The following is a 23,242-nucleotide window of genomic DNA, read 5'->3' as shown; positions in this document are numbered from 1 at the left end:
TATAGTTTAAGAGCATGAAAATACATTATGGATTGGGTTTGATGTGTATAAATGAATGACGAATTATCAACACAGCCTATACAGTGTCTACATCTAAAACCATCCAGATTATGTTCAACTAGATCAAATTGTTATTTTCAATCTCTACACATTTGAATTGAAATATCATCAACAAACAATACGCGCTACAGCGTTTTAGCCCCGAGGTAGATATGAAAAAAATAGTCGCCTTTTCTAGCCTTGCCGTTTTTGCACTTTTAACCGCATGTGCCACCACGCCAAATAATTCTCTTGCCATTCAAAAAGAAAACAACCTATATGAAGTCACAGGTTTAGGTAAAAGTAATATTATTGCCAAAAATAATGCAATTACAGCTGCCAATAAAACCTGTGGTACTCGTGCCGCTCCAGTCTTGGTTGATGAAAAAACATCTTATAACGGCGCACTCAAAGGTGTAGTCGATGAGCAAACGGGACAAATGATTCAGGCGGCAGCAACTGTTTTAGGTACAATTGCGGGACGTAATACTGATATTGCCCGTGATGATGATTATCAAACTGTGCTGACCTTTAGATGTCAGGCAAAGTAAATTATTACAGCACGACATAAGAAGCAAATACAAAAAAGTCGCTCCACTGAGAGCGACTTTTAAACTAAGAACAGCAGGATTTAAACTAAAAAATAGCTTAAATGAGTAATTAGCAATAACCATCTAAACGTGTTAATGGCAATTTTTGACCAATGGCTTTTTCAATTTCTGGTAAATAGAACGCATCATCTTCCGACAAGAAGCTAATACTCACACCACGTGTACCTGCACGACCTGTACGACCAATACGGTGCACATAATCATCTGACTGTTCAGGCAAAGTGAAATTCACCACATGCGAAACACCATCGACATGAATACCACGCCCTGCAACGTCTGTTGCAATCATGATGTTATGTTTGCCATTTTTAAACTGATCCAGCATTTTTAAGCGTTTGTCTTGGGCAATTTCACCTGACAACATCACCACTTTATAGCCATCACGCTTTAAATGATCATAAAGCTTACGCACCTGATCACGCCGATTGGCAAAAATCATGACTTTTTCAATCGGCTCATCACGTAAAATTTCTTCAAGCAATTTGTATTTATCGGTTTTGGCAACCATATATACCCGTTGCTCAACATCGGCATTGGTTTTCTTTTCAGGTTCAATTTCGACTGTAACAGGTTCAAATAACCACTGTTGAGCCAAGTTCAACACATCATAACTAAAAGTTGCCGAGAACATTAACGTCTGACGCTGTTCCTTACGCGGTGAATAACGCACAATACGTTTTACCGATGGAATAAAGCCCATATCCAGCAAGCGGTCTGCTTCATCAATCACTAAAAACTCAATCTGATCTAGCCAAACTTCTTTTTGTTCTACAAAATCAATCAAGCGCCCTGGTGTCGCAACAATAATATCGACAAAGTTTTTATTGAGTTGTGACTTTTGCTTATCAAAATCTACACCACCCAACAAAGTCACCACATTTAAGTCGGTAAATTTGGTTAAGTCTTTTGCATCACTTTCGATTTGCAAAGCCAATTCACGCGTAGGCGCTAAAACCAATGCACGTGGTTCACCACGATAACGCTGTCCTTGAATTGGGTTATTCAATAAATCGTTGATCACACTAATTAAAAAGGCAGCAGTTTTTCCTGTACCTGTTTGCGCACGACCAATGGCATCATGTCCAGCCAAAGTAAATTTTAAAACCTTTTGCTGAATTGGCGTCATTTCCTTGAAACCCAAAGCATCAATAGCCTGTTTCAATTGCGGATGTAAATTTAAGGTTTCAAAACCAGATGACATAAATATGTGCTCGAACTTATACAGACAAAAAACTGACCTATTATAAACAGAAATACAAATAAAAAACGCCCCAATCAGGATTGGAGCGTTTTTTTAGAATAATCGAGTGATTAGTCTAATGGCTGTACTTCTTCAGCTTGGAAGCCTTTTTGGCCTTTTACTACGCTGAATTCAACACGTTGGCCGTCACGAAGTGAACGGTGGCCGTCACCTTGGATCGCACGGAAGTGAACGAATACATCGTCGCCGCCATTGCGTTGGATAAAGCCAAAGCCTTTAGTGTCGTTGAACCATTTAACTACGCCTTGTTCACGAGCTGTCATAAGTTAATCCTCATTGATTAAAAAGAAGGACCACCCGGTGTTGCAAACAGCAGAGCAAACAAAGTTTAAAAATATTTTTATTTCTAAGCTTGTAATCATTCTGTATAACTATTAACAAAATCCCGGTTACATCCATTTGTAATAGGGCGACAAACAACGATTGTCTATCTAAAATCCTAAATACGCATCGAGCTTAACACGGCTTTATGACAATTAATAGATTTTTTTTGATTTATCTTGTTCAGTTTGAAACGAGTTGAACAAATAGAAAATTTTTATTTCTGTTAAGTGACTTAGCACAATTTTGATCTATAAATTTTATTGCAAATATCTCGCAAAATAAGCCAATTCTCTTGCCCTTATGCGCAGTAAGCCGCGCAATGAATAGCCCCGATGCTTCAGATGAAATTTATTTGGGATTTGTGAGCGAATTTGCTAGTATGATCATTCTGTTTTTTAAGGCGAATTTTTACTTCAATGCTGTGTGATGCTGAACAACCTATCATAGTGATTGATGCCATGGGACAACCTTGTCCTATGCCTTTATTGATGCTGAAACGTGCCCTTAAACATTCAGATTCTGCACGGTTTTTATTGAAGTCATCTGATCCGCACAGCCAGCAAGATGTGGCGCGTTATTGTCAGTTACATCAATATAGCTGTGAAGCAAGTCAGATTTCGGCAACAGAGTTTCATTATGTGATTGATGTTGCCAAGCCAAAAGCATCGTAATAAGCGTATCTGTTTGATTGTTCATTTGTTTTAATGACTTAATATTCGCCGCTTATTGCTATAAAGATTTACATATCTACACCAATTTTACTTATTTAAGTAGAATATTGGCATTAAGATAAAGACATCGGTTATTTTACCTACCTAATCCTATAAGGAGATCTCATGAGTGACAGCAGCAATCAGTTGATGCCCCTGTCATTATCTGCACCAGGGGTAAACCTCGGGGCTTATATTAGTACTGTTAACCAAATTCCTATTTTAACGGCTGAACAAGAAAAAGAGTTAGCCGAGCGTTATTATTACGATCAAGATTTAGACGCGGCCAAAATGTTGGTCATGTCGCATTTACGTTTTGTGGTGCATATTGCACGAAGTTATGCGGGCTATGGTTTACCGCAGGGCGATTTAATTCAGGAAGGCAACTTGGGCTTAATGAAAGCCGTGAAACGCTTTGACCCGAATATGGGCGTGCGTTTGGTGTCATTTGCCGTGCACTGGATTAAAGCTGAAATTCACGAATATGTGATTCGTAACTGGCGTATTGTTAAAATTGCCACCACCAAGGCGCAGCGTAAATTGTTCTTTAATTTGCGTAGCCTCAAAAAATCTAGCAAAAAACTGACGCTCGAAGAAGCACAATCTATTGCCAATGACTTAAATGTGACTGCAGAACAAGTCTTGGAAATGGAAGGTCGTTTAACCGCTTATGATGCGGCTTTTGAAGCACAAGGCGATGATGACGATGAAGGTTCAACTTATGTTGCACCTGCATTGTATTTGGAAGATAACCGTTACGACCCTGCACGTTTAGTCGAAAACGAAGACTACGAAGAACAAAGCACTTCTGCCCTACATGAAGCTATGGAGCAGTTGGATGATCGTTCACGTAATATTTTGCAGCGTCGCTGGTTAGATGATGATAAATCGACCCTGCATGAATTGGCAGCAGAATATAATGTTTCGGCAGAACGTATTCGTCAGCTCGAAAAAAATGCCATGGAAAAAATTAAAGTGGCGATGTCATCAAACTAAACTGACATTCTCCAAATTGATGCAGACACATCGAAAAATAAAATTGGGCAAACTGCCCTTTTTTATTGTCTTTAATTGGTACAGCTACATACAGGCAGGCAAATCTCAGATTTTCCCGCCCCTAAAAATGTGCTAAGGTTAAGCGCAAAATTAAATAGGTCAATTTGCGTATGTGGATTGCAATTTCTGCCCTGAATTTAGCTATAGCAGTCATGCTCGGTGCATTTGGTGCACATGGCTTAAAGGCCCGTGCAACTGAAGCGCAATTGCTTTGGTGGCAAACTGCAACAGATTATTTTTTCTATCATGCCCTTGGACTTTTAGCATTGGGCATATTGGCCAAAGTAATTCCACAACTTCCTATTAAAGCCAGTTTTATTCTGATTCAACTGGGTATTTTATTTTTCTGCGGTTCACTGTATATCATGGCATTGGATTTAGCCCGTGGCTTGGGCATGATTACCCCAATTGGTGGAGCACTCATGATTGCAGGCTGGCTAAGCTTAGCGTGGCAAGCCATGAAATATGCCAAATAAAGCTCAATTATATTTTGTAATTTTGAAGATGGATTCTCGGTCATGCAAATTTATCTGAATGGCGAAGCACAACAGACCACTCACACGACCCTGTTACAACTGATTCAGGCATTAGATTTAGAAGGCAAACGTTTTGCTGTGGAGCAAAACGAAAAAATTATTGCCAAAAGCAAACTTGCCGAAACCCCTATTTGCGATCAAGACCGCATTGAAATTATTCATGCCGTTGGTGGCGGCTAAACTCGGAGCACCCATGCAAGATACCTTTAAAATCGGTTCACGTACCTTTAATTCACGTTTATTGGTGGGTACGGGCAAATACAAAGATTTAACCGAAACAGATTTGGCGATTCAAGCCAGTGGCGCAGAAATTGTTACGGTTGCCATTCGTCGTGTAAACATTGGGCAACATCCAGATCAGCCAAACTTACTTTCCGTAATTCCACCAGAAAAATACACCATTTTGCCAAATACAGCAGGCTGTTTTGATGCCAACAGTGCCGTGCGCACCTGCATGTTGGCGCGTGAATTGCTAGATGGTCACAACCTCGTCAAACTAGAAGTTTTGGGCGATGAAAAAACCCTCTACCCAAATATCACCGAAACTTTAAAAGCTGCGCGCACGCTAATTGACGATGGTTTTGAGATCATGGTCTACACTTCCGATGACCCGATTGTGGCGCAAGAATTGGAAAGTATGGGCTGCGTGGCAATTATGCCATTAGGTAGTTTAATTGGTTCAGGCTTAGGTATTCTTAACCCGCATACCATTTCGATTATTAAAGAAAATGCCAAAGTACCTGTATTGGTAGATGCAGGTGTGGGTACTGCCAGTGATGCTGCGATTGCAATGGAATTAGGTTGCGATGGTGTGCTGATGAATACTGCAATTGCAGCAGCACAAAACCCAGTGCTAATGGCATCTGCGATGCGTAAAGCAGTAGAAGCAGGACGTGAAGCTTATTTGGCAGGACGTATGCCACGTAAGCGTATGGCGAATGCCAGCTCACCTGAAACGGGTTATTTCTTTAAATAATCATTAGGATCTTTTCCAAGTCCGACAACTCAAATAAAAAGACGTTAAGTGTTAACTCAACGTCTTTTTTATTATCTGATTCTGGCAAGTAAAAGCCGATTAAGGAATCAAGCCTTCATCACGCATAGCAATTTGTACCGACTGACGCGCAGCAACTTTATTACGGATTTCAACCACATGGCTATACGGAGTTAAATCATGCTCAATATAGTTTGACCAATTAGTGATAACAAACAAATACGCATCGGCTGGACCAAAGTTATCATCCACCAAATATTCATGGTCTGATGATGCAATCGCTTGATCAATATAAGTCAACAAGCGATCAATTTCTGCATAGGCTTTTTCTTTGGCTTCTGCATCTAAAGGCGCGCCAAAAAATACTGAGTAAGCGTCATGTAATTCAGAGTTTAAATAACCCAACCATTCCAATACTTTAGCACGACCTAAACCAGATGGCGGAATTAAATCCTGTTTAGGGTCTTGCTGCGCTAAAAATGGCAATAGCGCTACGTTTTCCGTCAAAATTAAACCTGGGTTAATTTCTAAAGCAGGTACATAACCTTTAGGGTTAATTTCATAATAATCGGCACCCTTTTCTGTTTTATGGGTTTTTAAATCTACACGCTCAATATCAAAATCGACATTCACTTCATTTAAAATAATATGTGCTGCCAAAGAGCATGCGCCAGGTGAATAATAAAGCTTCATATTTGATCCTTGTTATATAACTATCTCTGTTGTAAATCGCTTGTCACAAACTTGCAAGTGATTGAACCTATAAATTGCAAAAAAGCGTAAATGTCTTAAAAAGCCCTTACGCTTTGACTATCCTGCAAAAGACAGGCTTTTTCAAGTCTGTTTTGCCTGCTTTTTTATCTCTAGATGTTTTAACATACAGCCCTTTAAAGTTTCATGAAATTGAGATTGTGATTAGCCTGAAAAAAGAAGAATGGTTTTCCAATATCCGCACTGATGTTTTGGCAGGTTTAGTGGTGGGTTTGGCATTAATTCCTGAATCAATTGCCTTTTCGGCTATAGCAGGCGTCGATCCGCAAGTCGGCTTATATGCATCGTTCTGTATTGCGGTCACGATTGCTTTTTTTGGTGGGCGTACTGCCATGATTTCTGCCGCGACAGGCGCTATGGCATTACTGATGATTACCCTCGTCAAAGAACATGGTTTGCAATATTTATTGGCTGCAACAGTACTCACAGGGCTGATTCAGGTTATAGCAGGCTATTTTAAAGTTGCCAAACTGATGCGTTTTGTTTCGCAATCGGTAGTTTATGGCTTTGTAAATGCCTTGGCGATTTTAATTTTTGTGGCGCAACTGCCTGAATTATCGAAAATGGATGGCTTAGGCTATTTATTTGTAGGATTAGGTTTAGCGGTAGTCTATCTGTTTCCATACATTCCTAAAATTGGTAAAAGCATTCCCTCGCCTTTGGTCTGCATTATTGTGCTGAGTGTGGTTGCTTTATTACTTGGTGCAGATATGCGTACCGTAAGCGATTTGGGACAATTTCCCGACACGCTGCCTTTTTTTCTAGTGCCTGACATTCCACTGAATTTTGAAACTTTATTTATTATTTTTCCTTATGCCATGACCTTAGCCACAGTCGGTTTACTCGAAACCATGATGACCACTACGATTGTCAATGAAGCCACAGGCACAGAAGCAGATCGGCATCAGGAATGTCGTGGTCAGGGTTATGCCAATATTGTGAGTGGCTTTATGGGCGGTATGGCAGGCTGTGCCATGATTGGGCAATCTATTATCAACGTCAGTTCTGGGGCGCGTACACGGCTATCTACACTTACAGCAGGCGTATTTTTGCTGTGCTTGGTGGTTTTTCTCAAAGATTGGTTGGCATATATTCCTATAGCAGCCTTGGTTGCGATTATGATTATGGTGTCATTCACGACTTTTAACTGGGATTCCATCCGTAATTTTAAAAAGCATCCGAAACAAAGCAATATAGTCATGTTAACCGTGGTCATTGTGGTGTTAGCTACCCATAACCTTGCTTTAGGTGTCTTTGTTGGCGTACTGCTTTCTGCTTTATTTTTGGTGAATAAATTGGAAAGTGAAGTTAAAGTCAGCTCATTTTTATTGGGCGAACATACCCGCCAATATGTGATTTCTGGACAAATTTTCTTTAGCAGTTCTGAAAAGTTTTATCAGTTTTTTGATTTTTCAGAAGACATTAGCAATGTCACCATCGACTTAACGCATGCGCATATTTGGGATATTACCTCTGTAAATATACTGAATAGCGTGGTGAACAAATTTAAAGCGCAACAAATTCAAGTGCATATTATTGGATTAAATGAGGCTAGTCACACCTTAATTGATCAATACAGTCCCAATTCGTAATTGCTGCCAAATATTAGAACACCATAAAAGACCCAATGCTGAATCTTAATGATTCAGCATTTTTTATGCTCAAAAGATGCAGATGTATCGCAATCTTGCACGGCGCTGCGAAAAACAGCGAAAAAATTTGACTTCAATGGCTCAGGACTTAAAATACCGCATTCGAATTTATTAGATTTGCCAAAATTATGTCGAACGATCAATTAGACCAGCACGTTGTCGAGCTGGACAACCTCAACGAGCATCGTGAAATTGTAACGTTCATGCGCCGTTCTTCACCATTGAATACGTCACAACGTAGCGCCCTGGAACAATACGGCGACTTAATTTTGGAATATCCTGTTGGTGATTTACGTCAGCATTTTGAACACCCTGAACGCCCGCTCACTGTAGAAATTGGTTTCGGGATGGGTCGTTCTTTGGTACTTATGGCGCAAGCTAACCCTGAACGTAACTTTGTCGGGATTGAAGTCCATATTCCAGGGATTGCACAGTGCGTTTATGAAGCAGGTACAGCAGGTTTAAGCAACTTACGTGTCTTAGATGCCGATGCAATTCAAGTGCTACGTGAAATGCCAGACAATAGCATTGATACGGTACAGTTATATTTCCCAGACCCATGGCAGAAAAAACGTCACTTCAAACGCCGTTTTGTTGCTCATGAACGCATGGAGTTGGTAGAGCAAAAATTAGTGTTAGGCGGTACGTTCCATGCAGCAACCGACTGGGAACCATATGCAGAATGGATGCTAGATGTATTAGACAACCGTCCACGTTTAGAAAACTTGGCGGGCAAAGGCAATAGCTACCCTCGTCCTGAATGGCGTCCACAAACTAAGTTTGAACGTCGCGGAATTGAAGCAGGTCATAAGATTAATGATTTTATCTTCAAGAAAATTAACTAATTTCTGCTAGAAAAGAATGCTTCCACTGGGAAGCATTTTTTATGTGAACTCGTTTTATCTCATCAAATGGCTAAGATTGATGCCGCTTTAAAATCTGTTGGCTCATCATCGCATAAACTTTGGCAAGTTCATGTTGCTGCCCTACTGCCAATAAGTCCTGATGCATTTTTAAAATATTGTGATCGCCCCGCATGGCAGGCCCTGTTTGCATTTGACGCGGATCATTTTGGGTTGCTTTATGCGCAGTTTCCAAAATAAGAGGATACAGCAAACTAAAATCTACTTGCTGAGCATCGACCACTTGCTTAGCCATGTCATAACAATAATTACTAAAATTACAGGCAAATACCGCAGCCAAATGCAAACTCAAACGCTGTGCTGAAGTATAGGCATAAACCCTTTTGCTTAGGCTATTTGCCAAAGTCATTAAAAGCTGCTGATCTTCAGCAAATGCAGCTTCTATAAATAAAGGCGTTTCTGACCAATCAATTTCACGCTCTAAACTAAAGGTTTGCAAGGGATAAAATACCCCTGAACGTACATGATGCTGTTGCAATACATCTAATTTAGTACTGCCTGAGGTATGCACAATCAACACATGATTTAAATCACGATGAACTTCCTGAATCACCTGTGCAATGCCCTGATCACTCACTGCAATAATCACTAAATCTAGATCTGAATGAAGTTTTTCTACTTCAGCAATCGCTTCTGCGCCAACCTGCGCAGCCAAATGCTGCGCCTTGTCCAGACTACGGCTATAAATTTGCACAATTTGATGCTGTGCGTTTAAAACATGAGCCAAATGATGTGCAACGCGCCCTGCACCAATCAAACTAATTCGCATAATATTTTCAGATAAAATAAGATGAAATAATCTGCACACAGCATGCCAATAAAAAAAGGACGAAGCAATTCGTCCTGATGTTTTTTGTTTGATATCGAATAGATTTAGAATTGACGCAAAGTTAAAATCTGCTCACTACGTCCAAATGGCCCTTGAGTATCATGCAAAACTGCACTCGTTAAGCCAATTCCATCTTCACCATATTGTTGTGTTACTTCCAAGCCTAGCCATTCGCCTTGCGGTAAACGGTGTAAATGCATTTGCAAATCTAAATTTGGAAAACCCCAGCCCGCATTCGGGTCTAAGCGTGGCACTACGCCATTGGCGGTATCCACCATCCCCAATAAACGCACAAAACTGGATGTGTTTTGATTTTCAACCATATCCAATTGGTTTCTTAACCAAACGATGCCCTTACCTGCACGACGATCTAAATGCGCACGGGTTTCAATGCTTTGAATATAGCCGCCCGGCCAACAACGCATGCCATCCCAATCGGGCAAATATTCAGGGTTTTCTATCGGTAAATCTTCCAATCCTGCAATTGCGCGTGTATCTGAGGTTTTCATTTTCCATGCACGCGCCACAATACAGGTTTTTCCTTCAGCACACATTTCCGCTTCAATCAGCTCAATGGTTTTACCCGGTCGAATCATACGGGTGGTGATACTAAATTCACCAAAGGCAATTAAGCCAAAAATATCTAAACCGACCCGACCAATTCGCATATCATCACGCGGCATAAATTGCTCAAGTTCTGCACACAAAATACCCGTTGCAGGTGCCATGTGTTGTTCATGCGGATTCCACGCGCCTTGTGCATGAATGTTGCAACGATAGTGCGCAGTACAGCCACCATCGGCATGTTGTTCACGTTTGAGTAAAGTGTAATATGCTGACATTTTGTCTCTTTCCCTGATCTAACTTTTCTTGTGCGGATACTTTTACTACAAAGATTACTGACTAAATAATGTTATTGATCAACTATTTCTCTGCAAAAAAACCATAATAATTCATAAGTTGACAATATGTTTTACACTGACGAAAACCCACTTGAGTAAGCAATGCTGCCTGCGCATCTGCCGTAATTAAATGAAAATCATCGGCCAGTCGTGCAAGCATTTTTTCCGCTTGAGTCGTAGTTAAACCACAATCCAAAGCCAAATTCTGCATCCAGCGCAGTTCTATATTTTCAGTCTGCTGCATCAGATCATAGCTTAATAAAATCGCTGTAGGTTTTAATGTTTGGTAAATATCTTGAAAAAATAATGTTTTTTCTGCGACTGGCACAAAATGCGCCACCAAAATCGCCAATGCCGCATCAAACTGCAAATTTTCAACCTGCGCTTGTTGGGCAAATTGGTGGGTATCTGCCTGTATAAAACGTACTCGCTCATGCCCTGCCACAGACTGAATGTTTTTTTCTGCCTGCTGTAACATGCTTAAAGATGGGTCGATGGCCGTAAATTGCCACTGTGGATGTTGCTGCAGTAAATACTGCAACTCATAGCCTGTGCCACACCCCACCACTAAAACTTGTGCTGTTTCGGGCAAATGACTACTTAAAATTGCATTGATGTGTTGATGTACCAATTCATATCCGGGAATGAGTTTCCGAATATGACTGTCATAGCCTGCAACCACAGTTGCACTGTGAAAATCTTTTGCCATATCACATGATTCTTCTTTAATTTACTGACATTAAATATCTGAGTCTTTTTCAAGATCTGCTTAAGCCACAGCCATTGCATCTACCGACAATTCCGAAACGGTTGGCTTGGCACGTTCAGGCACTAAGCCTAATTTTTGGAACAATTGTTTGTCTTTGCCTTCGCCTGCGTTTGGTGTGGTCAAAAGCTTTTCACCTGAGAATAACGAGTTCGCACCTGCCATAAATGCCAACGCCTGATCTGAATCGGATAACGATTCACGCCCTGCAGATAAACGAATATAGCTGTTTGGCATGATAATACGTGCAACTGCAATGGTACGAATCCACTCAATCACATCCAGTTTTTCTACTTCAGCCAGTGGTGTGCCTTTAATCGGTACTAACATATTGATCGGCACAGATTCAGGATGTAACGGTAAAGTCGCTAATTCATGTAATAAACCAATACGGTCTTGGGTATCTTCACCTAAACCGACAATACCGCCACTACATACTTTCATACCTGTTTGACGCACAATATCCAAAGTGTTTAAGCGATCATCAAAACAGCGGGTACTAATCACATTAGGATAATACTCACGCGATGTGTCTAGGTTATGGTTGTAATAATCTAAGCCTGCATCTTTTAAGCGTTCTGCCTGCGATTGGTTTAACATCCCTAAAGTCATGCAAGTTTCTAAGCCCAGAGCTTTGACTTCACGCACCATTTCCAGAACATAGGGCATATCGCGTTCATGCGGATTACGCCAAGCAGCGCCCATACAAAAACGTGAAGAACCTGATGCTAAAGCTTCTTTGGCTTCCTGAATGACTTTATCAACTGCAATACGTTTTTCAGCTTCAAGCTGTGAATCATAATGCGCAGATTGCGAGCAATATTTGCAGTCCTCAGGGCATTTGCCTGTTTTAATAGACAATAAGGTACTGACTTGTACGGTATTGGCAGCAAAATGTTGGCGATGCACACGCTGTGCTTCAAAGACTAAATCCAGAAAAGGTTGTTCATATAACTGCTGAATTTCTTCTCGAGTCCAATCATTGCGTACGGTCATTATTTTCATCCTTGATTATCACGCATCATGCTTAAACTTGTGCCATCTTTTATTAAGCCGAGCATGCGATATATTTTTAGTGTGATTATTCCTGTATAGAGTATCCCTTTATCTCTGCGTGAGAAATAAAGGGTGTGTGCTGACAAAATTAAAAGGTCGATCTTGCGGCAGTAAATAGCTGAAATAATGCCTTAAGCAATTTCCTTTAAATTTAATTCTTCACGCATAAATTCACGTAATTTAAATTTCTGTGCCTTGCCTGAAGCGGTCATTGGAAATTCACTAAAGAAGCGCACATAACGTGGGACTTTATTGTGTGAAATGTGTTCTGCACAGTATTGGCGAATTGCCTCTTCGGTACATTCATGGTGTTCATGCAAAATAATACAGGCACATAGTTCTTCACCATAACGATGATCTGGCACGCCAATTACTTGCACATCGCAGACCGCATCGTGAGTATATAAGAAATCTTCAATTTCTTTCGGGAACAGGTTTTCACCGCCACGAATCACCACATCTTTAATGCGACCTTTGATTTTTACAAAGCCTTCATCATCCATTTCTGCAATGTCGCCTGTGTGCATCCAACGTGCAACATCAATGACTTCTTGGGTTTTGTCATGTTCATCCCAGTAACCCAGCATGACTGAATAACCACGCACACACAATTCTCCTAACTGTCCGCGCGGCACGACTTTGCCTTCTTCATCGACAATTTTTACTTCCAGATGTGGATGTACACGCCCCACCGTACTGACTCGACGTTCCACCGAATCTTCAGTCGAACTTTGTGCGCTCACAGGCGCTGTTTCGGTCATGCCATAACAAATGGTGATTTGCGCCATGTGCATACGGTCGATGACGCGTTGCATAATTTCTTGCGGACACGGACTGCCTGCCATAATGCCTGTACGCAAGCTAGATAAATCAAATTCATCAAACTGTTCATGCTCTAAAATGGCAATAAACATGGTCGGTACGCCGTAAGCAGCTGTACATTTTTCTTGCTGAATGGCTTTTAAGGTATCGAGCGGGTTAAACACTGCCGATGGATAGACCATGGTTGAACCATGTGTGATACAAGCTAAATTGCCCATCACCATACCAAAGCAGTGAAACAGCGGCACGGAAATACAAACACGGTCTTGTGGACTTAAATGAATTGCTTCTCCTACAAAGTAACCATTATTTAAAATGTTGTTGTGGGTCAGCATAGTGCCTTTCGGATTGCCCGTCGTGCCTGAGGTAAATTGAATATTAATGGTTTCATCGAACTGCAACTCACTAGCAATGTGTTGCAGTTTTTTCAGCATGTGTGTGGTTGGAGCTGTCAATAAATCCTGAAAACGATGCATTCCTGTATGTGCTTGATCATCAATTTTAATCACATGCTTTAAATGCGGTAAACGCTTGGCGTTGAGGACTTTATTGTCTGCCTGACACAGCTCTGGGGCAATTTTCGTTAAGATGTCCTGATAGTTGGTACTTTTAAACTGCGATGCAATTACCAAACCTTTACAGGAAACTTTGTTGAGCACAAATTCCAGTTCATTGCTTTTATAGGCTGGGTTTAAATTCACCAAAATCACCCCTGCCTTAAAGGCTGCGAATTGAGTGATCGTCCATTCCACACAATTCGGAGACCAAATGGCAAGGCGGTCACCTTTTTTAAAACCGAGTTTTAACAAACTACAGGCAAAGGCATTGACCTGTTGCTGTAGTTGCTTATAGGTCAGACGCACATTTTGATGCACGCTTACCAAAGCATCCTGATCTGCATATTGCTGGCAAGCCTGATCAAACTTTTCACCAATGGTCATGCCTAACAAAGGCTGATTACTGGTGCCATAGGCATAACTTAACCGTACTTGTGTCATTGAATCGATCTCCTTGATTCTTTGTAATTCTGTTTTCCATTATGACGACGATTACTTTTTGCCTGTTTTGTGCGTTGTTTTTACTACCCTCCCTGCTGTTTTCGCACTGCATTTACACAAAAGTCGGCAATTTGTTTGACAAAGTAATCTTTATAATTTTGATCAAACATCACATTGCGAGACGGGTTTAAAGGTTCAATCACTACAAAGGTCATGGAGCCAACCACACCTAAAGCAGCAGTGTTCAAATCTTCAAAATCAAACTCACCATTGACTTTTCCTTCAGCCAAAATTTCCTTGATGCTCTGTTTGATCAGTTGTTTACTGCGAAAACGCTCATGTTCCATTTCTGGGTCTACAGGCTCGAACATTAACGAATACGCCAATTGAGGGCTGTTCATCGCACGCTTCACAAAAGTGGTGACAGATTTTTGCAATTTTTGTTTTGCACTTAAATCTGACTTCGCAATGTGGTCCAAAATTTCGACCTCACGACGAATCGCATCCGATAAAACTTCAATCAAAATCTGACTTTTATTTTCAAAGTAGCGATACACCAAACCTGTAGATACGCCTGCGCGTTCTGCAATGGCTTGGATAGACGCTTCTTTAAAGCCCCCATGAGCAATAAGTTCACGAGCAGAATCTAAAATCGCCATGCGATTTTGTTCCATACGTTCCTGCATCAATGATGATCTTTTATAACTCATATCTTATTCTCAACCAGATAAAATGAATTGTAAATCATTTTGTGAATTTTAGTTCACTTTTTTAAATTTTCGATGTATGTTAGAACCTAAGCACAACAACAATGCTTGTTTTAGGAACAACAAATATAACCACAGGATGGATGAACACATGATTTTACAAAGCTTAGACTTCGGCTTAGATGAAACCTTAATCGCCCTGCGCGATTCAATCGCTGCTTTTTGTGCAAAGGAAATTGCACCCATTGCTCAACAGGTTGATCGTGATAACGAATTCCCTGCCCAGCTTTGGAAAAAATTTGGCGATATGGGCTTACTTGGCTTAACCGTGAGTGAAGAATACGGCGGCACTAACTTAGGCTATTTAGCTCACATCATTGCCATGCAAGAAATTTCTCGTGCATCAGCATCCATTGGTTTGTCTTACGGTGCTCATTCTAACCTATGTGTGAACCAAATTAAGCGAAATGGGACAGAAGAACAGAAGCAACGCTATTTACCAAAACTGATTTCAGGCGATTACGTCGGCGCTTTGGCAATGTCTGAACCAAATGCAGGCTCAGACGTGGTTAGCATGAAACTGAAAGCTGAAGATAAAGGCGATCATTACTTGCTCAACGGCTCAAAAATGTGGATTACCAATGGCGGTGATGCCGATGTTTTGGTGGTGTATGCCAAAACTGACTTACAGGCAGGCGCCAAAGGTATGACTGCTTTCTTAATTGAAAAAACCATGTCAGGTTTTAGCCACGGCAGCCATTTAGACAAACTCGGGATGCGCGGCTCAAATACCTATCCATTGTTCTTTGACAATGTTGAAGTACCAAAAGAAAACGTCTTGGGCGGTGTGGGCAATGGTACAAAAGTACTAATGAGTGGACTGGACTATGAACGTGCAGTTTTAAGTGCAGGGCCGCTAGGCATTATGGATGCCTGCATGGATACCGTGATTCCTTATATTCATGAGCGTAAACAGTTTGGTCAGGCATTGGGTGAATTCCAGCTTATGCAAGGCAAAATTGCCGATATGTATTCGACTTGGTTGGCATGTAAAGCACTGGTCTATGCCGTTGGCGCAGAATGTGACAAAGCTGAACACAGCCGTAGTTTACGTAAAGATGCAGCCAGTGCCATTTTATACGCTGCCGAAAAAGCCACATGGATGGCAGGTGAAACCATTCAAACCTTGGGCGGTAATGGCTATATCAATGAGTTCTCTGCAGGACGTTTATGGCGTGATGCCAAACTCTATGAAATTGGTGCGGGTACTTCAGAAATTCGCCGTATGTTGATTGGCCGTGAATTGTTTAACGAAACTGCCTAAAAATAAATCACAAGAATAGACAAGGATGTTGGCATGAATCAATTACAGAGCAAAATTAATATTCGCAGCGACGAGTTTAAAAACAACCAAGCTGCGATGCAAAGCCTAGTCGATGACCTCAGAGAAAAAGTCCAAAAAATTGCTTTGGGTGGTGGCGAAACTGCACGCCAAAAACATTTAGACCGTGGCAAATTACTGCCACGTGAACGGATTGACCACCTGATCGATCCGGGTACTGCATTTATTGAAATTGGTCAGTTGGCCGCTTATCAGGTCTATCAGGATGATGTCCCTGCTGCGGGTGTAGTGGCGGGTGTCGGTCAAGTGAATGGCGTGACCTGCATGATCATTGCCAACGATGCCACAGTAAAAGGTGGAACGTACTATCCACTGACTGTGAAAAAGCATTTACGCGCACAGGAAATTGCCGAACAGAATCACCTGACTTGTATTTATTTGGTCGATTCTGGCGGTGCATATTTGCCGCTACAAGATGAAGTCTTTCCAGACCGTGATCATTTCGGACGCATTTTCTATAACCAAGCGCGTATGTCGAGCATGGGCATTGCCCAAATTGCCGTTGTGATGGGAAGTTGTACCGCAGGCGGTGCGTATGTCCCTGCCATGTCAGATGAAACCATCATTGTGCGTAATCAGGGGACAATTTTCTTGGGCGGCCCACCGCTGGTTAAAGCCGCAACAGGTGAAGTGGTTAGCAGCGAAGACTTGGGTGGTGGCGATGTACACACTCGCCTTTCAGGTGTAGCCGATCATTTGGCAGAAAATGATGAACATGCCTTGGCAATTGCCCGCAACATCGTTGCCAATTTAAATAAAAAGCCAAACCCGCAGCCTGAGCATATAGAAGCACCATTATTCGATGCCTCTGAACTGTATGGCATTGTTCCGACTGACGCGCGTAAACCGTTTGATGTACGTGAAGTGATTGCCCGTATTGTCGATGGTTCACGTTTTGATGAATTTAAAGCGCGCTTTGGCACCACATTAATTACAGGTTTTGCCAAACTATATGGTATGCCTGTCGGGATTATTGCCAACAACGGTATTTTATTTTCCGAGTCGGCACAAAAAGGCGCACACTTTATTGAACTATGCACCCAACGCAACATTCCCCTGTTATTTATTCAAAATATCACAGGCTTCATGGTTGGACGCCAATATGAAAATGAAGGCATTGCCAAAAATGGTGCCAAACTGGTGATGGCGGTTGCCACAGCCAATGTGCCTAAACTGACTTTGGTGATTGGCGGTTCTTTTGGTGCAGGTAACTACGGGATGTGTGGTCGTGCTTATTCACCACGTTTTATGTGGACATGGCCAAACTCACGTATTTCAGTGATGGGTGGCGAACAAGCATCGAGCGTATTGTCTACCTTAAAGCGTGATCAGATTGAAGCCAAAGGTGGTAGCTGGTCTGCAGAAGAAGAAGATCAGTTCAAACAGCCAATTCGTGAACAATACGAACGTCAGGGTCATCCATATTATGCGTCTGCACGCTTATGGGATGATGGTGTGATTGATCCAGCACAGTCGCGTGAAGTTTTGGCATTAAGTTTAGCCGCTGCCCTCAATGCACCCATCCAACCGACCAAATTTGGCGTGTTCCGCATGTAAGAGGTGACAAAATGGATTATCAGTTTTTACAGCTCGAACAGAACAACCAAGTGGCTACGGTTTGGATTAATCGTGCGGAATTGCATAACGCTTTCAATACAGAGGTAATTGAAGAATTACACGCCTGCTTTCAGGCACTGAATAGCCGTGATGATATTCGAGTGGTGATTTTGGCAGGACGCGGCAAAAGCTTTTCTGCAGGTGCAGATTTGAACTGGATGAAACAGGCAGGTCAAGCTTCTACAGCAGAAAATCAAGCCGATGCCCTAAAACTGGCAAAAATGCTGCAAAGTTTAGCGACGTTAAAACAACCGACTATTGCCCGTGTGCATGGTATTGCCTTTGGTGGTGGTATGGGTTTGGCAGCTGCCTGTGATATTTGCGTTGCCAGCACCGATGCCAAGTTTGCGACCTCTGAAGTACGTTTAGGTTTAGCACCATCTACCATTAGCCCTTATGTCATTCGTGCAATTGGCGCACGTCAGGCATCTCGTTACTTTTTAACCGCAGAACGTATTTCTGCAGAACAAGCACAGCAGATTGGTTTGGCACATGAAGTCACTTCAGCCGAAGACTTAGACAACAAAATTGATGAAATTGTGCAAGCCTTATTGCTTGGTGGCCCAGAAGCACAACATGCTTCTAAACAACTGATTCAGATGGTCAATCATCAAGTTTTGACCGAAGATTTACTCCAACAAACTGCACAGCATATTGCGCATGTTCGCCAAGGAACTGAGGCGAAAAATGGCTTAAATGCTTTTTTAAATAAACAAAGCCCGGCTTGGATCAAGACCACAGCAGAATAAAAGAAGGATCGCACGATGTTTGAAAAGATTTTAATTGCTAACCGTGGTGAAATTGCCTGCCGTGTAATTCGTACCGCAAAAAAACTTGGGATTGCGACTGTCGCGGTGTATTCAGATGCCGATGCGCAATCGCAACACGTTAAACTGGCAGACGAAGCCATTTATATTGGTGAATCACCTGCGGCACAAAGTTATTTGCAAGTTGAACGTATTATTCAGGCAGCCAAAAGCACAGGTGCACAAGCGATTCACCCGGGTTATGGTTTCTTATCTGAAAATGACCAATTCGCACTTGCCTGTAAAGACAACAATATTGTTTTTATTGGCCCGCCAGTTGAAGCCATTTTGGCGATGGGTCTAAAAGCAACCTCTAAAGCCTTGATGGAAAAAGCAGGTGTGCCACTAACTCCGGGCTACCACGGCAGCAATCAAGATGCGGCATTTTTAAAGCAACAAGCCGACAGCATTGGTTATCCTGTGCTCATTAAAGCCAGTGCAGGCGGTGGCGGTAAAGGCATGCGTTTAGTAGAACGCAGTGAAGACTTTCTCAGCTCACTCGCTTCATGTAAAAGTGAAGCACGTTCTAGCTTTGGTAATGAAGATGTGCTGATTGAACGCTATGTGATTCAACCACGTCATATTGAAGTACAGGTTTTTGGCGATACTCACGGCAACTACGTGCATTTGTTTGAACGTGATTGCTCGGTACAACGTCGCCACCAAAAAGTGCTTGAAGAAGCACCTGCACCAAAAATGCCAGAAGATAAACTCGAAACTATGCGCCAAGCCGCAATTGATGCCGCACGTGCTGTAAATTACGTGGGCGCAGGTACGGTAGAGTTTATTGTCGAGCAAGACGGTACTGCTTATTTCATGGAAATGAATACCCGCTTGCAGGTCGAACACCCCGTCACAGAAATGATTACAGGGCAAGACTTGGTTGAGTGGCAATTGCGAGTTGCTTTTGGTGAGCCATTGCCAAAACAGCAACATGAATTGCAAATTCATGGTCATGCCCTTGAAGCGCGTGTGTATGCCGAAGAACCAGAAAAAGGCTTTATTCCTGCCATTGGTCAAATCAGCTATCTGCATTATCCAGAGCAAAATGATGCCGTACGTGTCGATAGCGGGATTGTCGAAGGTGATGAAATCAGCACCTACTACGACCCAATGATTGCCAAACTGATTGTTTGGGGTAAAAACCGTGAAGCAGCATTAACGCAAATGCACCATGCTTTAGGTCAGTTCCACGTCGATGGTTTAGGCAACAACATTGCATTCTTGGATCGTTTGGTGCTGTGTGATTCCTTTAAACATGCCAATTTGGATACAGGGCTTATTCAACGTGAGGAAGCATTTTTACTTAACGCAAAACCTGAAGTCGCTACAGAAACTGTCGTTGCAGCTGCGTTAATTGATGTACTTTCTCGTATTCAAAACAACAAAGCGGCAAACAACGCGGTTTGGCAAAAAGACCACTTCTGGCGCTTAAATCAGCAAAGCGCCCACACAGTGCAATTACAGTGCAATGACCAAACACTCAAAATCCAGTTAAAACCATGCACTTCTGGTTTTGAGGCTCACTACAATGGGCAAACGCTGAGCGTTCAAGGCGAGCTTTTGGATGCACATCGTCTACAGGTTTGTATCAATGGTCAGCAACAAAAAATAGCATTTAACCAACATGCGCAAGGCATCACCCTGTTCCAAAACGGTCAGCGTCATGTGTTTAGCTATGTACAAGCAAACTTTAACAGCGATGATCAACAAGACAATGCCAACAATCTGACTGCACCAATGCCGGGTGTAATCACCCAAGTTTTGGTGGCAGCCAATGCCCGTGTGAAAAAAGATGATGTACTGATGACACTGGAAGCCATGAAAATTGAATATTCAATTCGTGCGCCTTTCGATGGCATTGTGGCAAGTTCGTACTTCCAAGCGGGCGATCAGGTCAAAGCAGGCGATGAACTGGTTGAATTTGAAGCCTTGACGGAGGAAGTTGCATGACTGAATTTGTCAAAATTGTAGAGGTTGGCCCACGAGATGGTCTGCAAAATGAGAAAACGCCACTCACTTTGGCAGACCGTAAAAACCTGATTTTGGATTTAATGCAAACAGGTTTAAGCAGCATTGAGGTCGGTTCTTGCGTATCGGCCAAATGGGTACCGCAAATGGCAGACAGCGATGTGCTGTTTGCCAGCCTGCCACAAAACCCAAACATTCAATTCAGTTTACTGACCCCAAACTCAAAAGGTTTTGAGTCGGCTTTGGCGGTGGGTTGCAAAGAAGTTGCCGTGTTTACCGCCGCTTCTGAAAGCTTTACCCGAAAAAATATCAACTGTTCAATTGAAGAAAGTTTGGAAAAATTTAGCGATGTCATGCGTCAAGCCAAAGCGCACAACATTCGCGTGCGTGGTTATGTATCTTGTATGGTGGACTGTCCTTATGAAGGCGCAATTGACCCGAAACAAGTCGCAAAAGTCACACAGCAATTATTGGACATGGGCTGCTATGAAGTGTCTTTGGGTGAAACCATTGGTACAGCAACCCCTGACCGTGTGCAAAAAGTCTGGGATGCATGTTTGGCAGAGGTCGATGCCAAAGTTTTAGCAGGTCATTTTCACAATACTTACGGCATGGCGATTGCCAATATTTATCAATCGCTCTTACAAGGCATTCGTGTATTTGATTCATCCATTGCTGGTTTGGGTGGCTGTCCGTATGCCAAAGGTGCATCGGGCAATGTGTCTACCGAAGACTTGTACTATTTACTGTCCAAGATGGGTTTTGAAACAGGTGTGCGGTTAGAGCCGCTGATGCAAGCCAGTCGCAACATCAGCAATATCTTACAGCGTGATAATCCATCTCACTATGCCAATGCCTACTGGCAAAAGGTTTGTGCTTAAAACCCATTTCATCCTCAATAGCATTGGAACATAAGCAATAAGGATGACAACAACACAACATGGCAAGTGAATGCCGTGCAGAGAATAAATAGAGGTGACAAATGTCCAATAAAGTATATGACAGCGCACAAGCTGCATTAAATGGCGTGGTTCAAGATGGGCATACCTTGGCGGTGGGCGGTTTTGGTTTATGCGGTATTCCTGAAGCCTTGATTGCTGCGTTAAAAGATACAGGCGTCAAACAACTGACTTGTATTTCTAATAACGCTGGCGTCGATGGTTTTGGTTTAGGCTTATTGCTTGAAACCAAACAAATTAAAAAAATGATTTCATCTTATGTCGGCGAAAATAAAGAATTTGAACGCCAGTTTTTAAGCGGTGAACTGGAAGTTGAACTTACCCCGCAAGGCACACTGGCAGAAAAATTACGCGCAGGCGGTGCGGGTATTCCTGCATTTTTCACCCCAACAGGTGTAGGCACTGTTATTGCCGAAGGAAAAGAAGTCCGTGAATTTAATGGCAAAGATTATATTTTAGAAGAATCTTTGACCGCAGATGTCGCTTTGGTCAAAGCCTACAAAGCAGATAAAGCGGGCAATCTTGTTTTCCGTAAAACAGCACAAAACTTTAATCCTGTCTGTGCCATGGCAGGCAAAATCACCATTGCCGAAGTTGAACAGATTGTTGAAATTGGCGATTTAGACCCAGACGAAATCCACTTACCCGGTATTTATGTGAACCGCATTGTCCTCAATGCAAACCCAGAAAAACGGATTGAACAAATGACTTTAAAGGCGGAGGCTTAAGACATGGCTTGGACGCGTAATCAAATGGCGCAGCGCGCTGCACAAGAATTAGAAGATGGTTTTTATGTCAATCTAGGCATTGGCTTACCCACACTGGTCGCCAATTATATTCCTGAACATATCAATGTTTGGTTGCAGTCTGAAAATGGCTTACTTGGCATTGGTGAATTTCCGACTGCCGACACTGTAGATGCCGACCTGATCAATGCAGGCAAACAAACTGTGACTGCACGTAAAGGTGCGGCATTTTTCTCCAGCGCAGATTCCTTTGCCATGATTCGTGGCGGGCATGTCAATATCGCCATTTTAGGGGCAATGGAAGTTTCTGAACAAGGCGATCTTGCCAATTGGATGATTCCCGGCAAGAAAGTTAAAGGCATGGGCGGTGCAATGGATTTGGTCGCAGGCGTACAAAAAGTTGTGGTGTTGATGGAACATTGTGCCAAAGATGGTACACCTAAAATTGTATCGCAGTGCAGTTTACCACTTACGGGTAAAGCAGTGGTGCATCGTATCATTACCGACTTAGGCGTGCTTGATATTACTCCACAAGGCGTAAAGTTGATTGAACTTGCACCCGATGTCAGTTTTGATGAAATTCAAAAAGTCACAGGTGTTGCCTTGCAAAAAGTCGCAGCTTGATGAATTTATCTCAAGTTAACTCCCCCTCTCCTTTGCAAGTTTTGATGCACTGCTTTAAAACCTAATACAAGGGAGAGGGTTTGTTTTGACTTTCATACTTTCCCACTCAACTTATTCAATCTACTCAACAAATCACTAATTTATAAAACTATTCCTCAAA

The 23,242-nt window shown here is 42.2% G+C and carries 24 protein-coding genes; 15 read left to right on the top strand and 9 right to left on the bottom strand.

Features of this window, described 5'->3' with window-relative positions; translation table 11 throughout:
- Nucleotides 1-212: 212 nt before the first annotated feature.
- Nucleotides 213-590 (top strand): hypothetical protein, encoded by a 378-nt coding sequence (locus tag FTU58_RS01800; protein ID WP_004971490.1) that lies wholly within the window; start codon nt 213-215, stop codon nt 588-590.
- A gap of 109 nt (nt 591-699) precedes the next feature.
- Here the strand turns inward: FTU58_RS01800 and rhlB are convergent, their stop codons facing one another.
- Both rhlB and FTU58_RS01790 read right to left on the bottom strand, forming a co-directional pair.
- A complete protein-coding gene (gene rhlB, locus FTU58_RS01795; protein ID WP_004971493.1) occupies nt 700-1,851 on the bottom strand; it encodes an ATP-dependent RNA helicase RhlB in 1,152 nt (383 codons plus the stop codon).
- Nucleotides 1,852-1,961: 110 nt separating this feature from the next.
- Entirely contained in the window at nt 1,962-2,174 is a 213-nt protein-coding gene (locus FTU58_RS01790) for a cold-shock protein (protein WP_004648643.1), read from the bottom strand.
- 477 nt (nt 2,175-2,651) lie between these two features.
- Here FTU58_RS01790 and FTU58_RS01785 point away from each other — a divergent pair, with 477 nt between their 5' ends.
- From FTU58_RS01785 to FTU58_RS01765, 5 genes are all read left to right on the top strand, one after another.
- Nucleotides 2,652-2,906, top strand: coding sequence for a sulfurtransferase TusA family protein (locus FTU58_RS01785; protein ID WP_154320852.1), 255 nt, complete (start codon nt 2,652-2,654; stop codon nt 2,904-2,906).
- 165 nt (nt 2,907-3,071) lie between these two features.
- Entirely contained in the window at nt 3,072-3,941 is an 870-nt protein-coding gene (rpoH, locus tag FTU58_RS01780) for an RNA polymerase sigma factor RpoH (protein ID WP_004971496.1), read from the top strand.
- Nucleotides 3,942-4,111: 170 nt separating this feature from the next.
- Nucleotides 4,112-4,477 carry a DUF423 domain-containing protein gene (locus FTU58_RS01775; protein ID WP_131261341.1) on the top strand — a complete coding sequence of 122 codons (366 nt, stop codon included), beginning with the start codon at nt 4,112-4,114 and terminating at the stop codon, nt 4,475-4,477.
- Nucleotides 4,478-4,519: 42 nt separating this feature from the next.
- Nucleotides 4,520-4,717 carry a sulfur carrier protein ThiS gene (gene thiS, locus FTU58_RS01770; protein WP_004971499.1) on the top strand — a complete coding sequence of 66 codons (198 nt, stop codon included), beginning with the start codon at nt 4,520-4,522 and terminating at the stop codon, nt 4,715-4,717.
- Between the two features lie 13 nt (nt 4,718-4,730).
- Nucleotides 4,731-5,513: a thiazole synthase gene (locus tag FTU58_RS01765; protein ID WP_004971502.1), complete on the top strand. Its 783-nt coding sequence runs from the start codon at nt 4,731-4,733 to the stop codon at nt 5,511-5,513.
- A gap of 99 nt (nt 5,514-5,612) precedes the next feature.
- On the opposite strand, the gene FTU58_RS01760 is transcribed toward FTU58_RS01765, so the two are convergent.
- Nucleotides 5,613-6,224, bottom strand: coding sequence for a glutathione binding-like protein (locus tag FTU58_RS01760; protein WP_131261343.1), 612 nt, complete (start codon nt 6,222-6,224; stop codon nt 5,613-5,615).
- Between the two features lie 218 nt (nt 6,225-6,442).
- Here FTU58_RS01760 and FTU58_RS01755 point away from each other — a divergent pair, with 218 nt between their 5' ends.
- A complete protein-coding gene (locus FTU58_RS01755; protein ID WP_180061956.1) occupies nt 6,443-7,894 on the top strand; it encodes a SulP family inorganic anion transporter in 1,452 nt (483 codons plus the stop codon).
- 188 nt (nt 7,895-8,082) lie between these two features.
- The gene (gene trmB, locus FTU58_RS01750) at nt 8,083-8,799 is read left to right on the top strand and encodes a tRNA (guanosine(46)-N7)-methyltransferase TrmB (protein ID WP_004971514.1); all 717 of its coding nucleotides are present in this window, start codon (nt 8,083-8,085) and stop codon (nt 8,797-8,799) included.
- Between the two features lie 70 nt (nt 8,800-8,869).
- Here the strand turns inward: trmB and FTU58_RS01745 are convergent, their stop codons facing one another.
- The 6 genes from FTU58_RS01745 to FTU58_RS01720 form a co-directional block, all read right to left on the bottom strand.
- Nucleotides 8,870-9,646 (bottom strand): Rossmann-like and DUF2520 domain-containing protein, encoded by a 777-nt coding sequence (locus FTU58_RS01745; protein ID WP_179996942.1) that lies wholly within the window; start codon nt 9,644-9,646, stop codon nt 8,870-8,872.
- A 104-nt stretch (nt 9,647-9,750) separates the two neighbouring features.
- Nucleotides 9,751-10,548, bottom strand: coding sequence for a thioesterase family protein (locus FTU58_RS01740; RefSeq protein WP_004971519.1), 798 nt, complete (start codon nt 10,546-10,548; stop codon nt 9,751-9,753).
- 82 nt (nt 10,549-10,630) lie between these two features.
- Complete coding sequence (locus tag FTU58_RS01735; protein WP_131261346.1) at nt 10,631-11,317, bottom strand: class I SAM-dependent methyltransferase; 687 nt, start codon at nt 11,315-11,317, stop codon at nt 10,631-10,633.
- Between the two features lie 60 nt (nt 11,318-11,377).
- On the bottom strand, nt 11,378-12,370 hold the full coding sequence (gene bioB / locus FTU58_RS01730; RefSeq protein WP_131261347.1) for a biotin synthase BioB: 993 nt from the start codon (nt 12,368-12,370) through the stop codon (nt 11,378-11,380).
- Nucleotides 12,371-12,561: 191 nt separating this feature from the next.
- Nucleotides 12,562-14,250: an AMP-binding protein gene (locus tag FTU58_RS01725; protein ID WP_096901051.1), complete on the bottom strand. Its 1,689-nt coding sequence runs from the start codon at nt 14,248-14,250 to the stop codon at nt 12,562-12,564.
- An 83-nt stretch (nt 14,251-14,333) separates the two neighbouring features.
- Complete coding sequence (locus FTU58_RS01720) at nt 14,334-14,960, bottom strand: TetR/AcrR family transcriptional regulator (RefSeq protein ID WP_004971526.1); 627 nt, start codon at nt 14,958-14,960, stop codon at nt 14,334-14,336.
- A gap of 148 nt (nt 14,961-15,108) precedes the next feature.
- On the opposite strand from FTU58_RS01720, the gene FTU58_RS01715 reads away from it, so the two are divergent.
- The 7 genes from FTU58_RS01715 to FTU58_RS01685 all read left to right on the top strand — a co-directional run bounded on the left by FTU58_RS01715 (nt 15,109) and on the right by FTU58_RS01685 (nt 23,082).
- Complete coding sequence (locus FTU58_RS01715; RefSeq protein WP_004971528.1) at nt 15,109-16,281, top strand: isovaleryl-CoA dehydrogenase; 1,173 nt, start codon at nt 15,109-15,111, stop codon at nt 16,279-16,281.
- A 33-nt stretch (nt 16,282-16,314) separates the two neighbouring features.
- Nucleotides 16,315-17,916, top strand: a complete 1,602-nt coding sequence (locus FTU58_RS01710) for a carboxyl transferase domain-containing protein (RefSeq protein ID WP_131261348.1) — start codon at nt 16,315-16,317, stop codon at nt 17,914-17,916.
- Nucleotides 17,917-17,927: 11 nt separating this feature from the next.
- The gene (locus tag FTU58_RS01705) at nt 17,928-18,725 is read left to right on the top strand and encodes an enoyl-CoA hydratase/isomerase family protein (protein ID WP_180061955.1); all 798 of its coding nucleotides are present in this window, start codon (nt 17,928-17,930) and stop codon (nt 18,723-18,725) included.
- A gap of 15 nt (nt 18,726-18,740) precedes the next feature.
- Entirely contained in the window at nt 18,741-20,735 is a 1,995-nt protein-coding gene (locus FTU58_RS01700) for an acetyl/propionyl/methylcrotonyl-CoA carboxylase subunit alpha (RefSeq protein WP_167845930.1), read from the top strand.
- The gene (locus FTU58_RS01695; protein WP_096901054.1) at nt 20,732-21,634 is read left to right on the top strand and encodes a hydroxymethylglutaryl-CoA lyase; all 903 of its coding nucleotides are present in this window, start codon (nt 20,732-20,734) and stop codon (nt 21,632-21,634) included. The genes FTU58_RS01700 and FTU58_RS01695 overlap by 4 nt, the downstream gene beginning before the upstream one ends.
- Before the next feature lie 101 nt (nt 21,635-21,735).
- A complete protein-coding gene (locus FTU58_RS01690) occupies nt 21,736-22,440 on the top strand; it encodes a CoA transferase subunit A (protein WP_179989329.1) in 705 nt (234 codons plus the stop codon).
- A gap of 3 nt (nt 22,441-22,443) precedes the next feature.
- On the top strand, nt 22,444-23,082 hold the full coding sequence (locus FTU58_RS01685; RefSeq protein ID WP_178318495.1) for a CoA transferase subunit B: 639 nt from the start codon (nt 22,444-22,446) through the stop codon (nt 23,080-23,082).
- Nucleotides 23,083-23,242 lie beyond the last annotated feature (160 nt).

The organism is Acinetobacter sp. YH12120 (assembly GCF_013418795.1).
GTDB lineage: Bacteria > Pseudomonadota > Gammaproteobacteria > Pseudomonadales > Moraxellaceae > Acinetobacter > Acinetobacter towneri.
The sequence above is the reverse complement of the archived record's forward strand: the minus strand, read 5'-3'. Positions and strand labels throughout refer to the sequence as shown.